Source organism: Nitrospirota bacterium, from assembly GCA_020846775.1.
Lineage (GTDB): Bacteria > Nitrospirota > 9FT-COMBO-42-15 > HDB-SIOI813 > HDB-SIOI813 > RBG-16-43-11.
On the sequence record JADLDG010000003.1, the window covers coordinates 1 to 2,990 of the forward strand.

The 2,990-nt window shown below is 39.6% G+C and carries 3 protein-coding genes; 2 read left to right on the plus strand and 1 reads right to left on the minus strand.

Annotated elements, in window-relative coordinates:
• Positions 1-249 precede the first annotated feature (249 nt).
• Together IT392_00320 and IT392_00325 are read left to right on the plus strand one after the other, a co-directional pair.
• Positions 250-906, plus strand: coding sequence for a hypothetical protein (locus IT392_00320; GenBank protein ID MCC6542932.1), 657 nt, complete (start codon positions 250-252; stop codon positions 904-906).
• Complete coding sequence (locus IT392_00325; GenBank protein ID MCC6542933.1) at positions 906-1,991, plus strand: AI-2E family transporter; 1,086 nt, start codon at positions 906-908, stop codon at positions 1,989-1,991. Before IT392_00320 ends, IT392_00325 begins: the two co-directional genes overlap by 1 nt.
• Here IT392_00325 and IT392_00330 read toward each other — a convergent pair.
• Positions 1,988-2,990: alkaline phosphatase D family protein (locus tag IT392_00330; protein ID MCC6542934.1), on the minus strand; the 1,003-nt coding region annotated here is incomplete at its 5' end. The genes IT392_00325 and IT392_00330 overlap by 4 nt on opposite strands.

Here is a 2,990-nt window from a genome sequence, read left to right on the forward strand (position 1 = left end):
CCCCTTTGTGTCTTGGGGTAAGGAAACCACCTTGTCCTCCACAGTTTCTGCATCCATCTCGGGAAAGGTTATGCCAATCACTTGTGCAAAAGAAGAGAACGAAAAGACCAACAAGACGATGAATAATGAGATTAAGCGCATATTTTTAAATTTAATTCTAAGGTAATAATACTTCACATTTACTTAAGACTATATAACGGCAACATTAGTGCCATATGTATTGAGTATATTTGTTTATTATAAAAGGTTATGAACTATAAAAAACTTACCCTTCTGTTGGTCATTGTTTCGTCTGGCGTTTATGCAGTCGCACAAGAAATGAGCGCTGCTGCAATTTTGGAAAAGTCGATACAATATCATGATCCTAAAGGGCAATGGAGCAGCTTTAACCATGAAATGCAATTTGTGTCTGAGCGTCCCAACGGGCCTGATAGGAAATCAATAGCGTTGATTGATAATAGTAAGGGGTACTTTCATCTTGAGGAAAATGGAAACCAGATGACAATAACCATGGATGATTGTACTGATATTCCTGAAGGGAAGACATGTGATGATGTGAAACGAACCCGGAATTATTATGTGTATTTGTGGGGATTACCGATGAAATTAAAGGATAAGGGGACAGTACTGGATGAGAAAGTGATGGAGGAAGAGTTTGAAGGTAAGGATTGCTATGTGTTGCGTGTCCCTTATGCAGCCGACATTTGGTATTTTTATATCAATAGGGCTACCTATAAAATGGAAGGTTATATGTTTTATAAGGATGAGCCTACAAAAAAAGGAGAAGTTATCTACCTTGAGGGTGAGGTACGCGTAGGAGATACGCGAATCCCAAAAACCAGAAAATGGGTAACTACACCTGACGGTACGTTTCTCGGCACAGATATTTTAATGTCGTCTAAATAGTGGAACAAAAGTCTTTCTCAGAAACTTTAATTTTTAGGGTTATTCTAGTCGCCATACTGGGCGGATTGGCCATATTTTTTATTATATATTTTAAAGATCTATTGAAGCCATTTGTAATGGCAGTAATGATTTGGTACCTGATAAAGACTTTATACAATTACATAAGTAAGATAAAGATAAGGGGGAGGCAGCTTCCGAAGTGGTTGAAGGGGACGCTTTCTCTGGCAATATTATTTGGCGCTGTTCAAATCACGATTAACCTTATCATTACCAATTTGAGTGAGATAGTTGATAACTTTTCAACCTATAAGTCAGCGTTGGATATTTTGTTAATAGACCTTGGAGCATCGATGGGCGTTGAGAACATAACCGATCAGGTACAGGAGCATATTAATAAACTTGATCTACAGGGATTCCTTACCAGTACTGTTTCTTCTTTGTCTGCTACTGTAGGTACTATTGTTGTTGTGATCATTTATATCGTATTCTTATTGCTTGAGGAGGTTGCTTTTTCAAAAAAAATGGATGCTATTTTTCCAGACCAGCGCAAGCGTTCAAGAATCCAGGAAGTGTTGGACGAAATTTATTTGTCCACCAATAAGTACATAACACTTAAAACCGGGATTAGCATTCTGACTGCTGGTTTAAGCTATGGAGTGCTCAGATTATTCGATATGGACTATGCGTTTCTCTGGGCATTCTTAATCTTTGTTTTCAATTATATTCCCTATATGGGTTCTTTAATTGCCACATTGCTACCCTCCTTGTTTGCTATCGTTCAGTTTGGCTCATTGTGGTCGTTTTTGTGGGTGTTTATTAGCGTTCAGGCTATTCAATTAGTAGTTGGCAATTATATCGAACCAAAAATCATGGGAAAGTCATTGAACTTAAGTCCACTGGTAGTCGTGCTGGCTCTTTCATTTTGGGGTTCTGTTTGGGGTTTGTTAGGTATGTTTCTTTCTGTGCCTATCACATCTATCATGATGATTACCCTTGCTCAATTTCCAGCCACACGCAACATTGCCATATTGCTTACAGAGAATGGCAACATCGAAAATATACTGATTAAGAAAAAGGTAGATTAATCTTGAAGCTTTCTAATAGATGTTGTTCCTCTTTGAACGGTTAACGTTTCTCCTTTAAATTCTGTGCTGCCTTCTTGCCTTAACGTTTCCACATAATACCATTCACTTGTGGCAGATTGCGGTGTCAAGGTGAGGAGTATATATCCGTGGTCTCTGTTGTTGGTATATTTAATGTGCGGATTGGTATTTAATAATGTAAGCTCAGATTTTTTTACTTCCTCCGTGGCGGTCCTCTCGTTGCTGTTGGCAGCGGATATACTTGGAGTTCCAAATTCGATGGCAAACGCTCCCCGTGAAGTGATGGGATCGTAGGTGTTGGCTACATCGGTAGCTACTTCTATTGCCCATGAAGCATGAGTGTCGCCAGTCAGGAACACGACATCACGAATCCTGTTGTTGACAATGTGTTCCTTGATTTGTTTTTTTTCAGCAGGATAGCCATCCCATGAATCCAGGTTGCGTGGCATACTTGGCAGCACCTGGCTCAAGTCAATATCTGAAAAGATCACTTGATTGCCGACTAGTTTCCATAAGGCTTTTGAACTTGAAAGTTGATTTTCAAACCATTGTAGTTGGTCAGCGCCCAACATCGTACGTGATTCATCATAGTATTGAGGGTCGCTTAAACTATCTACAGGTTTTGTTCTTCCCTCCAGGCGCTCATCCAACATAAATAAATCGGCTAATGGGCCAAAGGAGATTGAACGATACAATATTCTGTTCTCTCTGATCGGAAGCCATTCATAATATGCTTGTCGTGCCGCCTTTTTTCTGGCCTCATAATCCCCCTCTTCCTGTTGGTGATTTTGTGCGCCTGCTGTGTAAGAATTATTGGCCACTTCATGATCATCCCAAATAGTAATAAACGGATGTTGCTGATGTATTCTTCTTGCTCCCAGATCAGTTCGGTATTGTGAGTACCGGGTTCTGTAATCTTGTAAAGTGACAATTTCATGTGATGGAAGATTGAACCGACCAATTGTTGTATCACCATATTTA